This is a genomic window from Micromonospora echinospora (assembly GCF_900091495.1).
Lineage (GTDB): Bacteria > Actinomycetota > Actinomycetes > Mycobacteriales > Micromonosporaceae > Micromonospora > Micromonospora echinospora.
This window is the reverse complement of the sequence record NZ_LT607413.1, coordinates 2,644,209-2,666,523: the sequence shown is the minus strand read 5'-3', so window position 1 is coordinate 2,666,523 and position 22,315 is coordinate 2,644,209. Positions and strand designations below refer to the sequence as shown.

The window sequence follows — 22,315 nt, the reverse complement described above, 5'->3', positions numbered from 1 at the left end:
GGGCTCGCGCCGTCGGCGGCCGGCCCAGGCCCGCTGGCCCGGCCCGGCCCGGCGGGGTCAGCGGCAGCCGCAGCCGGCCAGCGCCGCCCCGATCCGGTCGAGGGCCAGCCGGGTGGCGTCCGGGGCGTTCGGCGGGGTGCGGTCGGTGAGGATCGCGAAGCTGAGCAGGCGTCCCTCGGCGGTGGTGACCAGTCCGGCGATCGCGTGCACCCCGGTCAACGTCCCGGTCTTGGCCCGCACCACGCCGGCGCCAGCGCGGGTGGCCTCCGTGCCGAACCGGTCGTCGAGGGTGCCGGACCAGCCGCCGACCGGCAGGCCACCGAAGATCCCGGCCAGCTCGGGCCGGGTGCCGTTGCCGGCCAGCGCGATCAGGTCGGTGAGCAGGGACGGACTGATCCGGTTGGTACGCGACAGCCCACTGCCGTCGGCCAGCGCGAGCTCGTCGGCGGGCAGCCCGAGCTCGGTCGCCACCTGGTCCATCGCGGTGGCCGCCCCGACGAACGACGCCGGCTGGTCGCGGGCGAGCGCGACCTGGCGGGCCAACGCCTCGGCGACCACGTTGTCGCTGTCCGTGATCATGATGTCGACCAGCCGGATCATCGGGGGTGACTCGACCTTGCCCAACTCGGTGCCAGGAGCGGGCGTCCCGGCGGGCGCGGCCTCGCCGCCACCGGTCGGGGCCTTCCCCCGCTCGACCTCCGTCCCGGCCGGCACACCGAGGAGCTTCGCGAACGCCCGTGCCGCGGCGAGGTCGGGGTCCCGGTAGCGCTCGGCGCCCTTCGGGCCGGCGTCCGGGTCGCGGCGTGCCCCGTCGGTCATCAGCGCGGTGATCGCGCTGCCGTACCCCCCGGTGGGGATGTCGGAGTCCCAGCCCGGCTCGTGCACGGGGCCGGGAAAGAGCGTCGAGTCGACCGTCACCTTGCTGGGGGGAGTCCCCCCGAGGGCCTGCTTCACCTGCTCGGCGAGGAGATCCAGTCGGGCCGCACCGGGATAGAAACCGTTGGCGTCGATGGCCAGCGTCGGGTCACCCCCGCCGACGATCACCACCTCGCCGGGCGCCGCACCGGCCACGGCCCGGGTGCCGATCCGGTAGGCGGGGCCGCGTGCGGCCAGTACGGTCACGCCGGTGACCAGCTTGGTGACCGAGGCGGGCACGGTGCCGTCGTCCGGGCCCCGGCCGTAGAGCTCCTGGCCGGTCACGACGTCGGTGACCGACACGTTGACCCGGCTGCCCAGCGCCGGCGCGCCGACCAGCGGTTCGAGCACGGCCCGCATCCCCTCCATGGTCGGCACGGGGGCGGTGCCGGCCGGCAGCGCCAGCACGGGAACGGGAGCGGCCTCCGGCGCCCGGGCGTCCACCGTCGGTTCGGCGTCGTCGCCGAGCCAGCCGGCCACCGGGCCGGGCCGGACCACGACCAGGCCGACCCCGGCGACGACCAGCAGCAGGACGGTCGCCAGCACCGACACCAGGGTGCGCCGTCGACGCGGGGTCGTCCCGCCGCCGTCCGGCGGCGGGTTCCCCTCGGCCACCGGCGGCGGAACGGGCGGTCCGGGCGGCGCGGCCCCGGTCACGGCCGGCGCCCCGGGGGACACCGGGAAGGCACTGCCGGGGTTCGGGGTGGTGTCGGCGGGCCGGGCCGGCGGCCGGTAGACCGGGGGCGGCGGCTGCCCGGTGCCGGGGGCCTCCGGTCGGGGGTGGGTGCCCGTCGGGGCGGGCGACACCTGCGCGGGACCGTGCGCCCCGGGTACCGCCACCCGACCGGTGGCCCGCTCGGGGCGACCCGGAGCATGGTCACCCCCCACGCGGTAGTGTGAGTCTTCCCTCCCCACAGCCCCCTCCTCCCCCACGAAAATCGGCTTGGGCGACACTACTTCGGTCCGAAGACTATGCGGCGTCCGACGCCGGCGGGTGCGCATCGCCCCGTCCGGGGGTGTCGCTGTTCGTTAGCCAGCGTCGGCAAACGTAGGGAGCGTGAGATGGATTTCGACGTCACGGTTGAGATCCCCAAGGGTCACCGCAACAAATACGAGGTGGACCACGCGACCGGCCGGATCAGGCTGGACCGCACGCTCTTCACGTCCACGCAGTACCCGGCCGACTACGGCTTCATCGAGGGCACCCTGGGTGAGGACGGCGACCCGCTGGACGCTCTGGTGCTCGTGCCCGAACCCACCTTCCCGGGCTGCCTGATCCGCTGCCGCACCATCGGCATGTTCCGGATGACCGACGAGAAGGGCGGCGACGACAAGGTCCTCTGCGTACCCTACGAGGACCCGCGCCAGGAGCACCTGCGCGACATCCACCACCTGGGCGAGTTCGACCGGCTGGAGATCCAGCACTTCTTCGAGGTGTACAAGGACCTGGAGCCGGGGAAGTCGGTCGAGGGCGCGACCTGGGTGGGGCGTACCGAGGCCGAGGCGGAGATCCGGGCGTCGTACCGGCGGCACCAGGAGGCCGTGGCGCGCGGCGAAGCCACGCACTGACGGTAACCCGACAGTCTCGCACCGGGCCCGGGGGCCGCTCAGCCGAGCAGCCCCCGGGCCCGGTCGTACAGGTCGAGCACCGCGCAGGCCACCGGGACCACCGCGACCACCAGCAGCGTGTCGGTCAGGTCGGCCGCCCGACCGAGGTACGGCGAGACCGGACGCCGCGAGTACGTCGCGCCGGCCGCCACGGTGAGCAGGGCGACCACCAGCCCGGCGGCGACCAGCCCGAGCAGGGCCACCGGGCCGGCCCGGTCGACCAGGGCGACGCCCAGCACGGCGAGTGTCGCCAGTCCGGCGGAAAGGGTCGGCACCCGCTGCCGCAGCGCCACGAAGAGGCGCGCCCGCAGCAGCAGCACCGCCGCGGCGACGGCGACCAGGATCCGGCCGGCGAGCCCCCCGGTCGCGGTGAGCACGAGCGCGGCGGCCACCGTCAGCACCGCGTGCCCGAGCAGCATCCCGGTCAGCGTCTCCTCGGTGCGGGCCACCGCCGCGTGCACCCGACCGGTGTCCGGCAGGTCGCGGACACCGGGGCCGTACCCGCCGTCGGTGGTGGCCGGCAGCGTGATCGGGGGCAGCGGCACCTTGCCGAGGCGGATGGCGAGCAGGGGCAGCATGCCGACCACGAAGACCAGGGCGCTGAGCAGGACCGCGGCGGCACCGGCGGGGGTGAGGACGAGGCCGAGCAGGGCGCTGGCCGCGCCGAGCAGCCCGACCGTGGCTCCGGCGACGAAGACCCGCAGCCTTGCGGCGACGCCGAACAGGCCGAGCACCGCCACGAGGAGCAGGGTGACCGAGCCGGCCAGCAGTTCGGGCGCGCCGAGCCAGCGCAACGGGCCGAGCGGGGAGACCGGGTCACCGGAGCTGACCAGCAGCGCACCGGCGGCGAAGGCGTACGGCAGGGCGTATCCGCCCAGGGTGGCGCCGGCCGGGCCGTCCCCGTACGCCCGGGAGGCCACGCCGCCGGCCATCGCGAGCAGGACGGCCACCGCCGCCGCGACCAGCCAGTCCGCCGGGTGGTCGGGACCGCTGGCGGTGAGCGCGACCAGTCCGACGGCGAGCGGCACGGCGGCCCCGGCCAGCGCGGCGGCCCGGGTGGCGGCCGGTGACCAGGCGGCGCCCCGGCGACGCGCACCCTCGGCGATGACCTCCACCACGTCGTCGTACTCGAGTTCGGGCCAGTGCGCGTGGGCCGGGACGAGGTGCAGCACCTCGCCGTCGCGGACGCCCTGGGCGTGCAGGGCCTGACCGGTCGCCAGCACGGCGCCGTCGGTGCGGCGCAGCACCCAGCCGCCGTGTCGTTCGCCGTCGTCGGCGAGCCCCTCACCGGCGTGCCGGAGCACCTCGGGGAGGAGTTCAGCGAGGGGCACCTGCTCCGGCAGCGCCACGTCCAACCGCCGCTGCGGCGCGCTGATGGTGACGCGGGCGAGCCCGGCTGACATCGACGTCTCACTCCCCGTCAGGTGGCGTGCGCGGACGGCAGCACTTTACCTACCATGAGCCAGGCTCGGGTTACCGAGCGCACCGGGGAGGGTGAGTGTCCACTGTCGTCATCAAGCGACCGCCGCGACGCCCGGCTCCGGAGATCCCGGTCGGCGAGCTCCCGGTCGAGGCGCCCCCGGAGATCCCCGAGGTCACCGGCGGCCGGTGGCAGCAGTTGCTCATGCTCCTGCCGATGCTCGGCGGGACGGTGGCCATGGCGATGATGTTCGGCCGGGGCGGCGGCGCGTACTCCTACGTGGTCGGTGGCATGTTCGGGCTCTCCTCGCTGGCCATGCTGGTCACCTCCTGGGGCAGTGCCGCCGGCACCCCGAAGAAGTCCGAGATGATGGCCGCCCGGCGGGAGTACCTTCGCCACCTCTCCGTGCTGCGCCGCCAGGTCCGCCGGAACGCCGGCCGGCAGCGCGCCGGCCTGTTCTACCGGCACCCCGACCCGACCCGGCTCTGGTCCACCGTCGACAGTCACCGGGTGTGGGAGCGCCGCCCCACCGATCCGGACTTCGCCGTCGTCCGGGTCGCGCTCGGGCCGCAGACCCTGGCCACCCCGCTGGTGCCACCGACCACGCGGCCGCTGGAGGAGCTGGAGCCGATGACTGCCGGCGCGCTCCGCCGGTTCCTCGACGCCTACTCGGTGGTGCCGGACCTGCCGGTGGCCCTCTCGCTGCGCAGCTTCGCCCGGGTCCACCTGCGCGGTGACGTGGGCGACCCAACGGTCCGGACGACCGGCTCGCCGTCGGCGCAGGCGCTGGCCCGGACGATGCTGACCCAGCTCGCCGTCTTCCACGCCCCGGACGAGCTGCTCGTCGCGGTCTGCGCCGGCCCGGAACGGCGGAGCGCCTGGGAGTGGGTCAAGTGGCTGCCGCACGCCCACCACCCGGGGCGGACCGACGCGCTCGGCCCGGTCCGTCTGGTCACCAGCGCGGCGACCGACCTGGAACAGCTCCTCGGCGAGGTGCTGGGCAACCGCTCGCGGTTCAGCCCGACCGGGCCGGCGACGCACGGGCCGCACGTGGTGGTGGTGCTCGACGGCGCCGACCTGACCGGTGCCACCCAAATCACCTCCGACGGTGGCATCGACGCGGTCACCGTGGTCGACCTGGACACACCGCCGCCGCGCCTGCTCGACCGGACCACCCTGGTGCTGGAGGTACGGGACGGGCGGCTGCACTCGTACGCGGCCGACACGCACGCCGAGGTGGGCGTCGCCGACCAGCTCCCGATCACCGACGCCGAGGCGGTGGCCCGGCGACTCGCCCCGCTGCGGCTGGCGACCACGGCCACGGGGTCCGACACGCCGCACCGCACCGAGCCGGGCCTGCCCGAGCTGCTCGGCCTCGGCGATCCGGAGAACTTCTCGGTCGAACAGGGCTGGACGCCCCGGGCCCCGCGCGACCGGCTGCGGGTGCCGATCGGTGTCGGCACCGACGGCGGCGCGATCGAGCTGGACCTGAAGGAGTCCGCACAGGACGGCATGGGTCCGCACGGGCTGCTCATCGGAGCCACCGGGTCGGGCAAGTCGGAGCTGCTGCGCACGCTGGTGCTGGGGCTGGCCGCCACGCACAGCTCGGAGGTGCTCAACTTCGTCCTGGTCGACTTCAAAGGCGGGGCCACCTTCGCCTCGTTCGACCGGCTGCCGCACACCGCCGCCGTGATCACCAACCTGGAGGACGCGCTCCCACTGGTGGACCGGATGGCCGACGCGCTCAACGGTGAGCTGACCCGCCGCCAGGAGCTGCTGCGCCGGGCCGGGAACTTCGCCAGCCTGCGCGACTACGAACGGGCCCGCGCGGCGGGCACGCCGCTCGCGCCGCTGCCGTCCCTGCTGGTGATCTGCGACGAGTTCTCCGAGCTGCTGTTCCACAAGCCGGACTTCATCGACCTGTTCGTGCAGATCGGCCGGCTGGGCCGGTCCCTCGGGGTGCACCTGCTGCTCGCCTCGCAGCGACTGGAGGAGGGTCGGCTGCGCGGGCTGGACACCCACCTGTCGTACCGGATCGGGTTGCGGACCTTCTCCGCGCTGGAGTCCCGGACGGTGCTCGGTGTGCCGGACGCGCACGAGCTGCCCCGCTCCCCCGGCCACGGATACCTCCGCTTCGGCACCGAACCGCTGGTGCGGTTCCGGGCCGCCTACGTCTCCGGGGCGGCCCACCGCCACGGCGCCGGCACGGGTGTCGACAGCGCCGGCACGGCCCGGTTGCTCGCCTTCTCCACCCACCTCGTGCCGGTGCCGGAGCCCGTTCCGTCACCCCGGCCGGTCGAGGAGGAACGGGACGGTGGCGAGACCCTGCTGGATGTGCTGGTCGGGCGGATCGCCGGTCAGGGCCCCCCGGCCCACCAGGTGTGGCTGCCCCCGCTGGAGTCCTCGCCGACTCTGGACGACCTGCTCGGCCCGGTCGGCGTCGACCCGGCCCGTGGCCTGACCTTCGGCAACCCGGAGCTGCACGGCGCACTCCAGGTGCCGGTGGCCCTGGTCGACCGGCCGTACGACCAGCGTCGTGACCTGCTCTGGCTGGCCCTGGACGGCGCGACCGGGCACGTCGCCGTGGTCGGCGCGCCACAGAGCGGCAAGTCCGGCCTGCTGCGTACGCTGATCTGCACGCTCGCGCTCACCCACACCCCGCACGAGGTGCAGGTGTACTGCCTGGACTTCGGCGGCGGTGGGCTAGGCGCGCTGCGCGACCTGCCGCACGTCGGTGGGGTCGCCGGGCGGGCCGACCCGACCTCGGTGCGCCGTACCGTCGGGGAGGTCGCCGCCCTGCTGGCCGAGCGGGAGCAGCGCTTCGCCGAGCTGGGCGTGGAGTCGATGGCCGCGTACCGGCAGCGACGGGCGGCGCTGGCCGCCACCGGACAGCCGGTGTCGGACCCGTTCGGCGACGTCTTCCTCGTGGTGGACGGCTGGGCCACCCTGCGCGGCGAGTACGACGACCTGGAGGGGCCGGTCACCGACCTGGCCGGCCGGGGCCTGGCGTACGGCGTGCACGTGGTGGCGACCGCACTGCGCTGGCTGGACTTCCGGCCGGCGATCCGGGACCTGTTCGGGTCCCGGTTGGAACTGCGTCTCGGCGACCCGTCCGACTCGGGCGTCGCCCGGCAGGCGGCGGCGAACGTGCCGGAGAACAGCCCGGGGCGGGGGATCACCGCGGAACGGCTGCACTTCCTCGGCGCGGTACCACGGCTGGCCACCCCGGGTGGGGACACCGGTGACCTGGTGAAGGCGGTCGCCGGGGCCTGGGCGGGCCCGGCCGCCCCGGCGGTACGGCTGCTCCCGCCGGTGCTGTCCTATGCGGAGCTGGACCTGTCCCGGTCGACCGGGCTGCGGCTGCCGGTCGGCATCGCCGAGGCGGACCTGTGCCAGGTGGTGCTCGACTTCGCCGCCGAACCGCACTTCGTGGTCTTCGGGGACGCGGAGTGCGGCAAGTCGTCGTTCCTGCGCGCGCTGGCCACGTCGATCACGCGGCGGTTCACCCCGGAGCAGGCCCGGGTGATCCTGGTCGACTACCGGCGCAGTCTCCTCGGCGCGATCGGGACCGACCACCTGATCGGCTACGGCACCGCGGCGGCCGGCACCGCCGAACTGATCGAGTCGGTCGCCGGCTACATGCAGCGCCGGATACCCGGCCCGGAGGTGACCGCCGCGCAGTTGCGGGAGCGGTCCTGGTGGTCCGGGCCGGAGCTGTTCGTCCTGGTCGACGACTACGACCTGGTCGCCACCGGCCCGGCGAACCCGCTGCGCGCGTTGGAGGAGCACCTCCCGCAGGCCCGGGACGTGGGGCTGCACCTGGTGCTGGTCCGGCGGTCGGGTGGCGCGGGCCGGGCCCAGTACGAGCCGATCGTCCAGCGGCTGCGGGAGCTCTCCACCGCCGGTCTGGTGATGACCGGCAGCCCGGAGGAGGGTGCGTTGGTCGGGCCGGTCCGGCCCGGCCCGCTGCCGCCGGGGCGGGGCCGGCTGGTGACCCGGCGGGAGGGCGTCCGGCTCGTGCAGCTCGCGTACCTCCCTCCGATGTGACCCTCCGGGGCAGTTGATTACGGCGAAGAGGAGCCGGAGTGGACCGGAGAACAGGTAACCTCCGAGCATCATGTGTCCGGCGCGACGAATGGGCTGAGGCTGTGACTGCGGTGCGGCAGAGACGCGCTACCGGGCCCCGGAGGCTTGCCGGCCGTGCGTTGCTCGCCGTGGCCGCGACCGCCGTACCGCTCGTCGTGTTTCCCGTGGCATCCGCGAACGCCGCCCCGCCCTCGCGGACCGCGCCCGTCGCGTACGCCGCTCCGGCCCGGCAGGTCGCGACGGTCGGGACGCCGCTGCGGCCCGGACCGGTCGCCGTCGACCCGGTCCACGCCCCCGCCCGCGCCGACCAGGTGCGCGACGACCAGTGGCAGCTCGACGCGCTCGACGCGGAGACCGTCTGGCGGACGTCCACCGGACGCGGGGTGACCGTCGCGGTGATCGATTCCGGCGTGGACGCCACCCACCCGGACCTCGTGGGCCAGGTGCTCCCCGGTCTCGACCTGGTCGCTCCGGACGGGACGGCCGAGCCGGACCCGGTGGGACACGGAACCACGGTCGCTGGCCTGATCGCCGGCCGGCGGGACGACCGCCGTGGGGTGGTCGGCCTCGCGCCGGACGCGAGGATCCTGCCGGTCCGGGTGCTCGACGAGGAGAACCGCTACGACGACGCGCTGGTCGTGGCCAAGGGGGTCCGGTGGGCGGTCGACAACGGGGCCCGGGTGATCAACCTGTCGTTGGGCGGGGGCGGGGACAGTGCCGCCCTGGCGGCGGCGCTGGACTACGCCTTCGCGCGGGACGTGGTGGTGGTCGCCTGCACCGGCAACGTGGCGGTCTCCTCTGGCTCCCGGGTCTGGTATCCGGCGCGGGAGCCCGGGGTGATCGCGGTCGCCGGCCTGGAGCGCGACAGCGACAATCTCTGGTCCGGCTCCATCAGCGGCCCGGAGACGGTGTTGACCGCCCCGGCGACCGGGCTGGTGGGTGCCCGACCGGGCGGCTACTGGCGTGTGCAGGGGACGAGTTTCGCCGCACCCCTGGTGACCGCCACCGCCGCGCTGCTGCGTGCCCGGTGGCCACAGATGTCCGCCGGTGACGTGGTGAACCGGCTGATCACCACCGCCCGGGACATCGGCCCTGCCGGCCGGGACGACCGGTTCGGATTCGGCCGGCTCGACCCGGTCGCCGCGCTCACCGGGGACGTCGGCGCGGTGCCGCGCAACCCGCTCGACGACCACTCCTCGCCGGGCGAGGTGGGTTTCGGTCGGGCCCCGGGCGTGGCCGAGACGTCCGGGACCGACGCCGACCGGCTCGGTCTCACCGGCACGCGGGGCGACGGGTGGACGGCCCGCGCCGCCGGCGACGGCGAGGCGGCGGGACCGGCACGGCTGTGGGGTGGCGTGGTCCTCGGTGTCATCCTGGTCACCGGCACGGCCCTGGTGGCCCGCCGGTTCCGTCGTCCGGAGCGTCGCTGAGTCACGTCGGGGCAGATATCGGGTGACGTGATCATGACCCTGAGCCACCTGCGAAGTCGTTCGGCCCACTTTTTTACTTAACGGTCGCTAAGCCTGCCTTTCGGCTCCCCGAATACAGGAGATGCCGGTGAGCAGGCAATTTGCATCGCTGTTTATCGTGACAGTGATTCGGGTGCCAGCGCACCGCCGACAGCGATAAGGGCCAAAGATGAGCGACAGTCACCCTCCGTACGGAGGACCGTCCGATCCGAACGCCGGGCAGCCCTGGGGACCGCCTCCGGGCCAGCCGGTCTCCGGGCAGCCGTGGGGGCCGCCGCCCGGTCAGCCGATCTCGGGGCAGCCGGACCCGTACGGCGGGTACGGCCAGCCCGGCTACCAGCAGCAGCCTGGATACGCACCGCCGCAGTACGCCGCCCCGGTGCAGCCGCCGAAGAAGAACCGGGGCCTGATGATCGGCCTCGGCGTCGGTGCCGCGACGGTGGCGCTGCTGGCGCTCTGCGGCGTCGGTGTCGGCGTCATCGTCGCGAACGGCGACGATGACGACCCGACCCCGCCACCGATCGCCACCTCCTCGGCCCCCGGCGGGGACACCAACCCGAGCACCGCCCCGTCGCCCAGCGAGAGCCAGGACGACGTGCCGAACAACAACAACGCGGTGACCGCCCGGTACTCCAGCGACTTCGACGCGGTCTGCGCGGGCAACCCGGTCCTCAACGCGGCGGCCTACTCCGCGCCGGCCGGTTCCAAGGCGTACACCTTCTACAACTCGCCCACGCGGCTGGAGAGCTGGTCGCTCCGCTCCACCGGCTACGGCAAGTCGTACTACGCCAAGAGCGACGAGTTCGAGAAGGTCAGTGTCGTGGGCTGCCTGAAGTACCAGGACGGCAGCGAGGGCGAAGGCCGCAAGTGCCAGCTCAAGGACAGCGACGACAAGATCATCACGGTCGACTACGTGTCGTCCCGGTACACCCTCACCTTCTACGCGGCGAAGACCGCCCAGAAGATCGGCGACGGCGGCACCATCAACGCCCCGGCCGTCCGCTGCCCGTCCTTCGTCACCTACAACAAGGCCACGATGAAGGCGTACGCCTCGCCGGACAGCGGCGCCATCGAGGCTGCCATGGACAAGTTCCTGGGCTGACCGACCCGAGTGACTCGGTGCCGGGGAGGGATGGACGCCATCCCTCCCTCCCCCGGCCCGGGTGGCGCGGCGGGCCGCCGGTTCAGGTGCAGTCGCCGGTGTCGACCGCGCGGGTCCGTTCCGCACCGGCCAGCGCCACCGGGCGGGCCTCCTCGGCGGTGACCGCGAACCCGGTGTTCGGGTCGTCCGCCGCCGCCGCGAAGATCACCCCGAGCACCAGGCCGTTCGGCGCGACCAGTGGACCGCCGGAGTTGCCGCTGCGCACCAGGGCGCGGATCGTGTAGACCTCCCGGGTGACGTCCCCCGAGGAGTAGATGTCCGGGCCGGTGATCCGGTCGACGTCCCGCACCCGGGCCGACTGCGCGTCGTACGGCCCGTCCAGCGGGAAACCGAGGACGATCGCGTCCGCCCCGCTGGCCGCCTGGTCGGCGGCGAACCGCATGGCCGGACCCGGCAGGTCCGGTACGTGGATCACGGCCAGGTCCCGGTCGGGGTCGTAGACCACCACGCGACCGTCGTACCGCTCGCCGTTCTGTTCCACCGAGACGTCGCGGGTGCCGGCGACGACATGCGCGTTGGTCATCACCCGGTCGTCGGCGTAGACGAAACCGGAGCCCTCGATCCGGCGGCTGCAACTCGGCGCGTGGCCACGAACCTTGACCACCGAACGTTGGCCGTTGGCGACCACCGGGGAGCCGGCGAGCGCCGGATCGGGAGGCGACACCTGACGGGCCCGGGTGGGCGCCAGGTCACCGAAGACGTCCGGGAAGCCGTTGGTGTCCACGGTGTCCCGCAACGCGGTGGAAAGCTGCTGGGCCTGGTCCGGCATCACCCGGTCGACCACGGTGAGCAGGGCGCTGTTCCGGACCGATGAGGCCAGCCAGGGGAACGACGACGACCCGAGCGGGACGGCGACGAGCCAGGCCACCAGGATCACCGCGAAGAGCGAGACGAACGCGCCCCCGATGTCGTCGGCGCGGCGGCCAACCCGACTGGTGATCGCGTGCCGCAGGTGCGAGCCGATCCAGCCGGCGAGGGTCTGTCCGAGCACCGCCAGTCCGAAGACCGCGACCAGCGCGACGATCACCCGGGTGGCGCTGTCGGCGAGCCGCTCCGCCAGCAGGGGGCCGACCTGGAGGCCGAGCAGGGCCCCGAGGAAGAAGCCGGTGAAGGAGAGCGCCCCGATGACGAACCCCTGGCGATATCCGCTGATCGCGAACACGAGCATGAGTAGCAACAGGACGAGATCAACGGCGGACACCCGTCCAGCGTACGGGCACCGGACAGCGGCGACGACGCTCGTCGCGGAAGCCGACCACCGCCGTCAGCGGTCGACCATCTCGTCCGCGGAGTCGGTGCCGGCGGAGGGGGCCGGGGTGGCGTCCGTCGGTGGCAGGTCGACGATCCGGTCCCGGTGCCAGGGCCGGGCCCAGCCGCCCATCTCGAGCAGGGTGGCGAGCACGCCGGCGGTGAACCCCCAGACCAGCATGCCGCGCGCGGAGAAGGCCGGCCCCGTCCAACCGCTCGGATGGCGTACCCGCATCCGGTTCTCCGGGTCGACCAGCTCGGCGACCGGGAGCCGGGCGACGTGTGCGACCTCGGCCGGTTCCCGGGGGTGCACCGGGTGCGGCCGGTGCCACCAGCCGAGGACCGGAGTGACCACGAAGTCGCTGACCGGGATCCAGAGTTTCGGCAGCTCGGCCAGGACGGTGACGGTGGCCGGGTCGAGACCGACCTCCTCGTTCGCCTCGCGCAGCGCGGTCGCGGTGGCGTCGGCGTCCTCCGGGTCGGCGGCCCCTCCGGGGAAGGCCGGCTGACCGGCGTGGTTACGCAGGGTGGCAGCCCGTTGCAGGACGAGGACGTCCGGTCCGACGTCCGGTTCCTCGGCGAGCAGCACCAGCACGGCGCTCTGCCGGCCGCCGCTGGTCGGGGTGTGCAGCGGGGTGAAGTCCTCGGAGCGGGCCGTGCCGAGCCGGGCGAGCAGCGGGTCCATCCACCCGGGCAGCGGACGGGTCATGCCGGTACGTCCAGGCCGAGGTGGCGGCGGACCAGGTCGGCGAGGAGGGCGTCGTCGATCGCACCGGAGACGTCCTGGTGCCGGACCCGCCCCTGCCCGTCGACCAGGAGGGTGATCGGCAGGACGTTCGGCGCCAGCGCGCGCTGCAACCGCTGGTCGGTGTCGACCAGGGTCGGGAAGGTCACGCCGAAGTCCTCACCGACGGAGACCGCCCGGGGCCGGTCGTCGCGGGTGTTCACGCCGATCACGTGCACCTGCCCGGCCATCCGCTCGTGCAGGCGCTGGAACGCGGGAAGTTCCTTCCGGCACGGCGCGCACCAGGAGGCCCACAGGTTGATCACCGCAGGTCCGCGTACCGCCCGCAGGGAGACCTCGGCCCCGCCGGTGAAACACGCGAAGCTCAGGTCGGGCAGGTCCCGGCCCGTCCCCGGCGCGCCGGGGGTGGGGTCCGGCGAACCTGCGGGTGCGCTGCCAGGGTCGGAGGGTCGGACCGACGGTCCGGCTGACGCGGGCGGAGCCGACGGGGCTGCGGTCAGCGCGGCGCAGTCGGCGAACGGTGAGCTCTCCGTCGCGGCCGACGGCGCGGCGTCCCGGTCGGGCTCCCCGGTGGTGCAGCCGGCGACCGCCAGCAGCGGAGCGAGGAGAGCTGCGGCCATCCGTCGGTTCACGGCACCTCCACGGCGACGGCCTGGGCGGGGACCAGGTCGGGGTCGAGCCCGGCGGCGACCGCCAGGTCCCGGGCCCGGGGCCCCTTGAGCAGCTTCGCGGCGGCGGCCGGCTCGGTCGGCCCGGTCCCGTACGACGGGCAGAGCTTCGTCAGCGTGCAGGCACCACAGGCGGGCTTGCGGGCGTGGCAGACCCGCCGCCCGTGGAAGATCACCCGGTGCGACAGCATGGTCCAGTCGCGCTTCTCGAAGAGCGCCCCGACCGCGTGCTCGATCTTGACCGGGTCGGTCTCGGCGGTCAGCCGCCAGCGGTGCACCAGCCGCTGGAAGTGCGTGTCGACGGTGATCCCGGGGACGCCGAAGGCGTTGCCGAGGATGACGTTGGCGGTCTTGCGGCCGATCCCGGGCAGGGTCACCAGGTCGGTCAGCCTGCCGGGGACCTGCCCGTCGTACCGTTCGACGAGAGCCTGGCCCAGCCTGATCAGCGAGTCGGTCTTGTTCCGGAAGAAGCCGGTCGGCCGGATCAGCTCCTCCAGCTCGGTCCGGTCGGCGCCGGCGTAGTCCGCCGCGCCCGGATACCGGGCGAAGAGCTTCGGGGTGACCTCGTTGACCCGCTTGTCCGTGCACTGGGCGGAGAGGATCGTCGCCACGGCGAGTTCGAGCGCGTTGGAGTGGTCGAGTTCGCAGTGCGCGTCGGGGTGGGCGTCGGTGAGCGCGCGGCCGATCCGCCGGGCCCGCCGCTTACGGCCCAGGTCGGTCTCCGCCACGCTGGGAGAGCTGGTGGTCACGCCGGCCAGCCTACGTCGCCGGACGGACGGACCGGTCCGGCCTACCCGGCGTCCGGAGCGGAGATCGCCCCGTCGGCGGCGAACCGGGCCCCGGTCTTCGGGAAGTCCTGACCGGTGAGCGTCTTGAGCAGGCCGAGTCCCCGATCGTCCGGATCCGTGACCGGCTTGCCGATGCTGTTCATGTACGTCGAGGCGAACGAACCCTCGACGAAGGTGCCGTCCGCCTTCAGCGACACCTTGAGCACCCCACCCCAGCCGAGCCGGCCGTTGTTGCTCAGCGAGTTGCCGCCGCCGGCGAAGTTGCCGAGGCTGTAGGCGATCAGCCGGCCCTGGTAGAACTCCATGGCCCGGAGCACGTGCGGGCCGTGCCCGACGATCAGGTCCGCTCCGGCGTCGATCATCGCCCGGGAGAACTTGACCGGGTCGCCCCGGTTCTCGCCGAGGAACATCTCCGTGCCGGGCTTGACCCGGGTCTTCTCCGACCCCTCGGCGCCCATGTGCACCTGCACGACGACCAGGTCGGCCATGGTCGCCGCCTTCTCGATCACCTTCGTGGCGGCGTCGATGTCGACCAGGCTGTTCGACCAGACGTAGGACGAGAAGCCGGCGACGGCGACCTTGACACCCTTGACGTCGACCACGGTGATCTGGTCAGGTGCGCCGGTGTGCTTGAGGCCGTGCTCCTCCAGCGCCTTCTGGGTGTTCTTGTAGCCGGCCGGGCCGTAGTCGTACCCGTGGTTGTTCGCCTGGTTGAGCAGGTGGAACCCGGCGTCGGAGAGGTGGGCGGCGTACTCCGGCGGGGCCCGGAACTGGAAGCAGCGGGTGGAGTTCGCCCCGCACTTGCCGGCACCGGTGTCGACGGTGAGCGGCTCCTCCAGGTTGCCCATCACCAGGTCGGCCTCGAGCGCGGTCTTGACCCCGTCGAAGAAGCCCTTGCCACCGTTGGGGGGCAGCCGGTTCGGCGCGTTGCCGATGATGATGTCGCCGGTGGCGGAGAGCGAGACGACCTTCTCCTCCTCCGCCGCCGGGGGAGCGCTCGGGCTCGCCGGGGCGGGGGCGGCGGTCGGATCGTCGGCGGGCTGCCAGGCGGGGCTCTCGGCGGCCGGACCGCATCCGGTGGCGAGCAGCAGGGCGAGGAGCACGCCCAGCGCGGCCGCCGGGCGGCGGCGGGAGCGGCGGGCGTCTCGGAAGGCGGCGGCGTACATCGTCCGCGACCCTACCGGTCGGCAGGGCTTCCGGGGACGGCCGATCGGTTGAAAGGCGCCGATCCGGTGGCCTCCTCCAGGCGCAGCCGATCCGACCACGGCACCACCTCGTGCGCGCCGCCGGCCAGGACGGCCGCGTGCACCGCGCGGGCGAGCGGGGCACCCCACCGCGAGCGGGGCCCGCCGTACGGGTCGACCGGGCCGTCCGTCGGGCAGAGCACGGTCACCGCGTCGGTCGGGGTGCCGGTGGCCGGCAGCCCCAGTTCGACGATCGCCTGGGTCTTCGCCTCGGTCGCGGTGGCCACGGCGTTGACCAGCGCGGCATCGCCGAGCCGGACGGGCAGCAGGACGACGATGTTGACCGTGCCGACCGGCTCCACGGCGGCCGGGGTCGCCGGGGCGGCGGCCTGGACCGGGGTGCCCAGCCCGACCGTCGCCCAGACCCGTACCCCGTCGTCGGCGCGGGCCACCACCTCGGTGACGTCCACGCCGGTCAGCAGGCCGACCCCGGGCCCGTCGAGGCCGAGCCGGTCGGCCAGGCCGGCGAGGTGCTCCGCCGGGTCGTCCCGGTGGTACGACATCGGCACGGTCGCGTTGACCACCCAGTGCCGGACCCCGACTCCCCCGCCGAGCGGGGCGGAGCTGACCCCGTACAGCGGCCGGTCGGCGCGCCAGTACAGCAGCGGGACGTCCCGGCCGTCCTCGGACCGGGTGGTCAGGAAGGGTTCGCTCAACACGCGGGTGACCCTACGACCGACGCCCGGCGGAGCGCTCCCCCGGCCTTCGCGGCGGGGGATCATAGCGGTTGATCAGGTCCGTTTCGTTACGTCCAACGATCACGTTCCAGGGGTGCACCTCTGATTACTGCTCACATGCGCCTAGACTGGCGTCGCGCGAGGGATCAGCGGACGGCGGACCCAGCCGACGGACGGCACGCGCAGGCGGAGGTGCGCGATGGACGAGGTACTGGCCCGTAGTGGGATCTTCCAGGGCGTCGACCCGGAGGCGGCCGAGGCGCTCGCCAAGGAGATGGAGACGCTCGAAGTCCGCAAGGGCGAGGTGGTCTTCAACGAGGGCGAGCCCGGCGACAGCCTTTACATCCTGCTTTCCGGCAAGATCAAGGTGGGGCGGCGGGCCGCCGACGGCCGGCAGAACCTCATCGCGGTGATGGGCCCGTCGGACATGGTCGGTGAGTTGTCGCTCTTCGACCCCGGCCCGCGTACGGCGACCGCCACCGCGGTCACCGACACCCGTCTGGTCCGCCTGCGCAAGCAGGCGCTGCGGCCGTGGCTGAACAACCGGCCCGAGATCGCCGAGCAGCTCCTCCGGGTGCTGGCCCGCCGGCTCCGGCGGACGAACGACTCGCTGGCCGACCTGATCTTCACCGACGTTCCCGGTCGGGTCGCCAAGAACCTGCTCCAGATGGCGGGCCGCTTCGGCACCCGCGACGGCGGCGTGCTGCGGGTGACGCACGACCTGACCCAGGAGGAGATCGCCCAGCTCGTCGGCGCGTCCCGGGAGACGGTCAACAAGGCCCTGGCCGACTTCGCGTCCCGGGGCTGGCTGCGCCTGGACGGCAAGAGCATCATCATCCTCGACCCGGAGCGGCTCGCCCGCCGGGCACGGGTCTGACCCTTTCTCTTTACGGGAGGGCCGCCTCGGGCGCGCCCTCCCGTCGTTCTGCCCGACGCAGAATCCATCGACCGGATCGGTGGCCGGCTGCCAGGCTGACCTGATGCTGGAACGCGTCGCCGTCCTCTCCGACATCCACGGTGTCCTGCCCGCGCTGGAGGCCGTCCTGGCCGAACCGGACGTCGTCGCGGCCGACCTGGTCGTGCTCACCGGGGACATCGCCGCCGGGCCCCAGCCGGTCGAGGTGCTGGACCTGTTGGTCAGCCTCGGCGACCGGGCCGTCTGGGTGGGCGGCAACGCCGACCGTGAACTGGTCTCGCTGCGCGCCGGTCACCCGATTCCGGTCCCGGACGCGGTGACGCCCTGGGCCGCCGGCCAGCTCCGCGACGACCAGGTGGCCCGGCTGGCCGCGCTGCCGCTGCACGTGACACTGCCGGTCGCCGGGCTGGGCCAGGTGCTGTTCTGCCACGCCACCCCGCGCGACGACGAGGAGGTCGTGCTGGTCGACTCCCGGCTCGACCGGTGGAGCGAGGTCTTCGCCACGCTGCCGGCGGAGGTGGGCACGGTGGTCTGCGGGCACACCCACATGCCGTTCGTCCGGCTCGCCCACCGCCGCCTGGTGGTCAACCCGGGCAGCGTCGGCATGCCGTACGGCGCAGCGGGGGCGCACTGGGCCCTGCTCGGCCCCGGCGTGCAACTGCGCCGCAGCACATTCGACCTGGACGCCGCCTGCGCCCGGGTGGCCGTTGAGTCGGCGTATCCGGAAGCAGCCGCCTGGGCCGACGAGTACGTGCGGTCCCGGCACGACGACGCCGAGGCGCTGACCGTCTTCGGCCCGCGCGACGGCCGTTGACGCATACCGCCGTCCGACCCGTCCGAGGAGGCATGGGGCGGCCCCGGCAGGGTCGGACCATAGCCCGTCGCGTCCTTTGGAGCTGCCCCGTCCATGCGCCCGGTCGCCCGTCATACCCATGCGGTCGCCCGGCCCACGCGATCCGCATCGCCCGGTCCTCCGACCTGGCAGGGCGGTTACGCCACCCCGCCCCACGCACCTTCGACGGGCGGCAGCCGTGCGGCGCACCCGGCTGCACCTGGGCCGTGCGGCGCACCCGGTCACACGCGGGCCGTACGGCGCAGCCGGTTTCGCGGGTCGTACGCGCACCCGGCTGCATGCGGGCCGTAAGCGCGCACCCGACTGCAAGCGGGTGACCGTGCCCCGTTCGTGCGGGCAGCTCCAAAGCGTCCGGCCAGCATCGCCCTTCCGCCGGCCACCACAGTCCGATCTGCTTCGGCGGGACGACGACTCCACCGCCAGAAAAAGTCAGTCTTGACTGTTTGTTTCTCCGACGGCACGCTGGCGGGGTGCCCGCCCCGCCGAGCCACGCCCCACGACCGGACCGCGAACCACAGTCGAGCCGCGTTCCGCAGCGGGACGGCGCCGCGCAGTCGAGCCGCGTTCCGCAGCAGGAGCGCAGCCGCGCCACCCGTACCCGGCTGCTGGAGGCGACCGTCGACTGCCTGGTCGAGCACGGCTGGTCCGGCACCACCACCACGGTGGTCGCCGCTCGCGCCGGGGTCTCCCGGGGCGCGCAACTGCACCACTACCCCACCCGGGCGGCCCTGGTCACCGCAGCCGTGGTGCACCTGGCGGAGCGTCGCGCGGCGGAGCTACGGGCCGAGGCCGAGGCGCTGCCGGCCGCCCGGCGACTCGACCGGGTGATCGACATGCTCGCCGCCGCCTTCACCGGTCCGCTCTTCGTCGCCGCCCTCGAACTCTGGGTGGCCGCCCGCACCGACCCGGAACTACGCGCGGCCCTGGTGCCGCTGGAGGCCCGGGTCGGCCGGGAGATGCACCGGCTCACCGTCGCGCTGCTCGACGCCGACGAACGACGTCCCGGGGTCCGCGAGGCGGTGCAGGCCACCCTGGACCTGCTCCGTGGGCTCGGGGTGGCCAACCTGCTCACCGACGACTCGACCCGCCGCACCGCCCTGCTGAACACCTGGAAACGTCAGCTCGCCACCCTGCTCACCCCGTGACCGGAGGCACCCATGGTCGTCCTGTCGGACCTGCCCGTTCGCGCCGCGACGGTGACCGCGTGATCCGGATCGGCAACGCCTCGGGCTTCTACGGCGACCGGTCCACCGCCTGGCGGGAGATGCTCGACGGCGGTGAGCTGGACTTTCTCACCGGCGACTACCTCGCCGAGCTGACCATGCTGATCCTCGGCCGGGACCGGCTCCGCGACCCCTCCCTCGGCTACGCGAAGACGTTCCTCCGGCAGCTGGAGGGCACCCTCGGCACCGCCCTGGAGCGGGGCGTACGGATCGTCACCAACGCCGGTGGCGTCAATCCCGCCGGGCTGGCCACCGCGATCGGGGCGCTCGCCGACCGGCTCGGCCTCACCGTCCGGATCGGGTACGTCGAGGGCGACGCCCTGCTCCGGCCGGACGCGCTCACCGCCAACGCGTACCTGGGGGCGTTCGGCATCGCGGCCTGCCTGGAGGCGGGCGCGGACGTGGTGGTGACCGGCCGGGTCACCGACGCCTCCCTGGTGGTCGGTCCGGGCATCGCCCGGTTCGGGTGGCGGCACGACGACCTCGACGCGCTGGCCGGGGCCACTGTCGCCGGGCACCTGATCGAGTGTGGGACGCAGGTGACCGGCGGGAACTTCAGCTTCTTCACCGAACTGCCCGACGGCGGACGCCGTCCCGGGTTCCCCGTCGCCGAGCTGCATCCGGACGGCTCGTCGGTGATCACCAAGCATCCGGGCACCGGCGGGGCGGTCACCGTGGAGACGGTCACCGCGCAGCTCCTCTACGAGATCGGCGGGCCGGACTACCTCGGCCCGGACGTGGTGACCCGGCTCGACACGGTGGCCCTGCGCCAGGACGGCCCCGACCGGGTACGGGTCAGCGGCGCCCGGGGCACCCCGCCACCGGACACCCTGAAGGTCGGCGTCAACAACCTCGGCGGGTTCCGCAACTCGATGACCTTCGTCCTCTGCGGACTGGACGTCCCGGCGAAGGCAGCGCTGGTCCGGGAGCAGATCGAGGCGGCGATCGGCCCGGAGGGGTTGGAGTTCCGCCTCGCCCGTACCGACCGGGTCGACGCGGACGACACCGAGACGGCGAGCGCACTGCTGCACGTACACGTGAAGGACGGTGACCGGACGCGGGCCGGACGGGCCTTCTCGGGCGCCGCGGTGGAGCTGGCTCTGGCCTCCTACCCGGGCTGCACGCTGACCACCCTGCCGGGCGATGCGACGCCGTACGGGGTCTTCACCTCCGACACGGTGCCGCAGGGAGCCGTCGCGCACGTCGCCGTGCTCCCCTCGGGGGTACGCGTGCCGATCCCACCCCCGCCGCTGACGTGCGAGCAGGGGTCCCCTGCAGAGCAGAAATCACCTGCAGGGGGCCCTTCCTACCACCCGACGAGGCGGGGTGCGCTCGGGGAACTGGTCGGGGCCCGCTCGGGCGACAAGGGCGGCGACGCGAACCTCGGGGTGTGGGCGCGCACCGACGCGGCGTACGCCTGGCTGCGCGGCTGGCTGACCGTCGAGCGCCTCGGCGAGCTGCTGCCGGAGACGGTCGGGCTGACCGTCGAGCGGCACGAGCTGCCGAACCTGCGCGCGGTGAACTTCGTGGTCCGGGGCCTGCTCGGCCAGGGGGTGGCCGCCTCCACCCGGTTCGACCCGCAGGCCAAGGCGCTCGGGGAGCTGCTCCGGGCCCGGATCGTCGACCTGCCGGCGGAGCTGACGTCGGGCGGGACGAAAGCACCCGCCGGGACGGGGGGCCGCCCGTGACCACGTTGCGCAGCACCGTCGACCCCACCTCCGCCGCCCACCGGGCCAACCGGGAGGCGCTGCTCGCTCGGCTGGCCGAGCTGGACGAGGCCCTGGACGCCGCGCGGGCCGGCGGCGGCGAGAGGTACGTCGCCCGGCACCACCGGCGCGGCCGGCTCCTGCCCCGGGAGCGGATCGAGCTGCTGCTCGACCCGGACAGCCCGTTCCTGGAGCTGTCGCCGGTGGCCGCGTACGGCACGGACTTTCCGGTGGGGGCGAGCGTGGTGACCGGGATCGGGGCGGTCGAAGGGGTGGAGTGCCTGGTCCTCGCCAACGACCCGACCGTACGCGGCGGCGCGGTCAACCCGTGGGCGCTGGCCAAGACCCGACGGGCCGGGGAGATCGCGCTGGCCAACCGGCTGCCGATGGTGAACCTGGTCGAGTCGGCCGGCGCGGATCTGCCCACCCAGTCGGAGATCTTCATCCCGGGCGGCCGGGTGTTCCGGGACCTGACCCGGCTCTCCGCCGCGAAGATCCCCACGGTCAGCGTGGTCTTCGGCAACGCCACCGCCGGTGGTGCGTACATCCCGGGCATGTCGGACTACACCATCATGATCCGGGGCCGGTCGCAGGTGTACCTGGCCGGGCCGCCGCTGGTGAAGATGGCGACCGGCGAGGACGCCGACGACGAGTCGCTGGGCGGGGCGACGATGCACGCCACCCGGTCCGGCCTGGCCGACTTCCTCGCCGAGGACGAACCCGACGGCATCCGGCTGGCCCGACGGTGCGTACGCCGGCTGAACTGGCGCAAGCAGGGGCCGCCGCCCCGCACCCCGGACCCGGCCCCGCCCCGGTACGACCCGGAGGACCTGCTCGGCATCGCCAGCGCCGACCTGAAGGTGCCGTTCGACCCGCGTGAGGTCCTGGCCCGGGTGCTCGATGGCAGCGACTTCGACGAGTTCAAGCCGGCGTACGGCACCGCGCTGGTCACCGGCTGGGGTGAGCTGCACGGCTACCCGGTCGGTGTGCTGGCCAACGCCCGGGGCGTGCTGTTCAGCGAGGAGGCGCAGAAGGCGGCCCAGTTCATCCAGCTCGCCAACGCCACCGACACCCCGCTGGTCTTCCTCCAGAACACCACCGGCTACATGGTCGGCACCGAGTACGAACAGCGCGGCATCATCAAGCACGGCGCGCTGATGATCAACGCGGTGTCGAACTCGACCGTGCCGCACCTGACGGTCAACCTCGGCGCGTCGTACGGGGCGGGGAACTACGGCATGTGCGGGCGGGCGTACGAGCCGAGGTTCCTGTTCACCTGGCCGAACGCCAAGTCGGCGGTGATGGGGCCGGCGCAGTTGGCCGGGGTGCTGTCGATCGTGGCCCGGCAGGCCGCCGCCGCCCGGGGCCGGGAGTACGACGAGGACTCCGACGCGGCGATGCGGGCCATGGTCGAGCAGCAGATCGAGTCGGAGTCCGGGGCGCTCTTCCTCTCCGGCCGGCTCTACGACGACGGGGTGATCGACCCCCGGGACACCCGTACCGTCCTCGGCCTCTGCCTCTCGGCCATCCACAGTGGTCCGGTCGTCGGGGCGGACGGCTTCGGCGTCTTCCGGATGTAGAGACCGT

General features: G+C 73.8%; 17 protein-coding genes. 9 read left to right on the top strand and 8 right to left on the bottom strand.

From position 1 onward, the window contains the following. Window positions 1-57: 57 nt before the first annotated feature. Window positions 58-1,530 carry a D-alanyl-D-alanine carboxypeptidase/D-alanyl-D-alanine endopeptidase gene (gene dacB, locus GA0070618_RS12155; RefSeq protein ID WP_231931885.1) on the bottom strand — a complete coding sequence of 491 codons (1,473 nt, stop codon included), beginning with the start codon at window positions 1,528-1,530 and terminating at the stop codon, window positions 58-60. A 447-nt stretch (window positions 1,531-1,977) separates the two neighbouring features. Between dacB and GA0070618_RS12150 the strand changes: the two genes are divergently transcribed. Next, a complete protein-coding gene (locus tag GA0070618_RS12150; RefSeq protein WP_088981731.1) occupies window positions 1,978-2,484 on the top strand; it encodes an inorganic diphosphatase in 507 nt (168 codons plus the stop codon). 38 nt (window positions 2,485-2,522) lie between these two features. On the opposite strand, the gene eccD is transcribed toward GA0070618_RS12150, so the two are convergent. After that, window positions 2,523-3,926, bottom strand: a complete 1,404-nt coding sequence (gene eccD / locus GA0070618_RS12145) for a type VII secretion integral membrane protein EccD (RefSeq protein WP_088981730.1) — start codon at window positions 3,924-3,926, stop codon at window positions 2,523-2,525. 95 nt (window positions 3,927-4,021) lie between these two features. Between eccD and eccCa the strand changes: the two genes are divergently transcribed. From eccCa to GA0070618_RS12130, 3 genes are all read left to right on the top strand, one after another. Beyond that, a complete protein-coding gene (gene eccCa / locus GA0070618_RS12140; protein ID WP_088981729.1) occupies window positions 4,022-7,990 on the top strand; it encodes a type VII secretion protein EccCa in 3,969 nt (1,322 codons plus the stop codon). Window positions 7,991-8,091: 101 nt separating this feature from the next. Further along, window positions 8,092-9,459, top strand: a complete 1,368-nt coding sequence (mycP, locus tag GA0070618_RS12135) for a type VII secretion-associated serine protease mycosin (protein ID WP_088981728.1) — start codon at window positions 8,092-8,094, stop codon at window positions 9,457-9,459. 208 nt (window positions 9,460-9,667) lie between these two features. Further along, the gene (locus GA0070618_RS12130) at window positions 9,668-10,600 is read left to right on the top strand and encodes a hypothetical protein (protein ID WP_088981727.1); all 933 of its coding nucleotides are present in this window, start codon (window positions 9,668-9,670) and stop codon (window positions 10,598-10,600) included. An 82-nt stretch (window positions 10,601-10,682) separates the two neighbouring features. On the opposite strand, the gene GA0070618_RS12125 is transcribed toward GA0070618_RS12130, so the two are convergent. The 6 genes from GA0070618_RS12125 to GA0070618_RS12100 all read right to left on the bottom strand — a co-directional run bounded on the left by GA0070618_RS12125 (window position 10,683) and on the right by GA0070618_RS12100 (window position 16,012). Then, window positions 10,683-11,861 carry a MarP family serine protease gene (locus tag GA0070618_RS12125; protein WP_088981726.1) on the bottom strand — a complete coding sequence of 393 codons (1,179 nt, stop codon included), beginning with the start codon at window positions 11,859-11,861 and terminating at the stop codon, window positions 10,683-10,685. 63 nt (window positions 11,862-11,924) lie between these two features. Further along, window positions 11,925-12,617 carry an NUDIX hydrolase gene (locus GA0070618_RS12120; protein WP_088981725.1) on the bottom strand — a complete coding sequence of 231 codons (693 nt, stop codon included), beginning with the start codon at window positions 12,615-12,617 and terminating at the stop codon, window positions 11,925-11,927. After that, window positions 12,614-13,285 (bottom strand): TlpA family protein disulfide reductase, encoded by a 672-nt coding sequence (locus tag GA0070618_RS12115; protein ID WP_088981724.1) that lies wholly within the window; start codon window positions 13,283-13,285, stop codon window positions 12,614-12,616. Before GA0070618_RS12115 ends, GA0070618_RS12120 begins: the two co-directional genes overlap by 4 nt. Continuing rightward, the gene (gene nth / locus GA0070618_RS12110) at window positions 13,282-14,070 is read right to left on the bottom strand and encodes an endonuclease III (RefSeq protein ID WP_088981723.1); all 789 of its coding nucleotides are present in this window, start codon (window positions 14,068-14,070) and stop codon (window positions 13,282-13,284) included. Before nth ends, GA0070618_RS12115 begins: the two co-directional genes overlap by 4 nt. Before the next feature lie 41 nt (window positions 14,071-14,111). After that, complete coding sequence (locus GA0070618_RS12105; protein WP_088981722.1) at window positions 14,112-15,275, bottom strand: CapA family protein; 1,164 nt, start codon at window positions 15,273-15,275, stop codon at window positions 14,112-14,114. 11 nt (window positions 15,276-15,286) lie between these two features. Then, entirely contained in the window at window positions 15,287-16,012 is a 726-nt protein-coding gene (locus tag GA0070618_RS12100; protein ID WP_088981721.1) for an adenosylcobinamide amidohydrolase, read from the bottom strand. A gap of 217 nt (window positions 16,013-16,229) precedes the next feature. On the opposite strand from GA0070618_RS12100, the gene GA0070618_RS12095 reads away from it, so the two are divergent. The 5 genes from GA0070618_RS12095 (at window position 16,230) to GA0070618_RS12075 (ending at window position 22,308) form a co-directional block, all read left to right on the top strand. Then, a complete protein-coding gene (locus tag GA0070618_RS12095; RefSeq protein ID WP_088981720.1) occupies window positions 16,230-16,907 on the top strand; it encodes a Crp/Fnr family transcriptional regulator in 678 nt (225 codons plus the stop codon). 103 nt (window positions 16,908-17,010) lie between these two features. Next, window positions 17,011-17,760, top strand: a complete 750-nt coding sequence (locus GA0070618_RS12090) for a metallophosphoesterase family protein (RefSeq protein WP_088985476.1) — start codon at window positions 17,011-17,013, stop codon at window positions 17,758-17,760. Window positions 17,761-18,401: 641 nt separating this feature from the next. After that, on the top strand, window positions 18,402-18,944 hold the full coding sequence (locus GA0070618_RS12085) for a TetR/AcrR family transcriptional regulator (protein ID WP_231931880.1): 543 nt from the start codon (window positions 18,402-18,404) through the stop codon (window positions 18,942-18,944). Between the two features lie 59 nt (window positions 18,945-19,003). Continuing rightward, window positions 19,004-20,710 (top strand): acyclic terpene utilization AtuA family protein, encoded by a 1,707-nt coding sequence (locus GA0070618_RS12080; protein ID WP_088981718.1) that lies wholly within the window; start codon window positions 19,004-19,006, stop codon window positions 20,708-20,710. Then, window positions 20,707-22,308 carry an acyl-CoA carboxylase subunit beta gene (locus GA0070618_RS12075; RefSeq protein ID WP_088981717.1) on the top strand — a complete coding sequence of 534 codons (1,602 nt, stop codon included), beginning with the start codon at window positions 20,707-20,709 and terminating at the stop codon, window positions 22,306-22,308. The genes GA0070618_RS12080 and GA0070618_RS12075 overlap by 4 nt, the downstream gene beginning before the upstream one ends. The last annotated feature ends 7 nt before the right edge of the window (window positions 22,309-22,315 follow it).